General features: G+C 47.8%; 1 rRNA gene. It reads left to right on the top strand.

Features of this window, described 5'->3' with window-relative positions:
- Positions 1–167 precede the first annotated feature (167 nt).
- Positions 168–272: ribosomal RNA gene (gene rrf / locus KO536_RS24105) — 5S ribosomal RNA — on the top strand; the annotation flags it as partial.

Here is a 272-nt window from a genome sequence, read left to right as displayed (position 1 = left end):
AAACGATGCATCGCCGATGGTAGTGTGGGGTTTCCCCATGTGAGAGTAGGTCATCGTCAAGATTAAATTCCAAAATCCCTGTCTGCTCGCGCAGACGGGGATTTTGTTTTTATAGAAGTACCAAGTTTTCGCAGAGACGTTTTCATGACGGATCTGACACAGAATTTCTTGACGACCATAGAGCATTGGAACCACCTGATCCCATCCCGAACTCAGAAGTGAAACGATGCATCGCCGATGGTAGTGTGGGGTTTCCCCATGTGAGAGTAGGT

The sequence above is a fragment of the Pseudomonas sp. NKUCC02_KPG genome, assembly GCF_019345465.1.
GTDB lineage: Bacteria > Pseudomonadota > Gammaproteobacteria > Pseudomonadales > Pseudomonadaceae > Aquipseudomonas.
The sequence above is the reverse complement of the archived record's forward strand: the minus strand, read 5'-3'. Positions and strand labels throughout refer to the sequence as shown.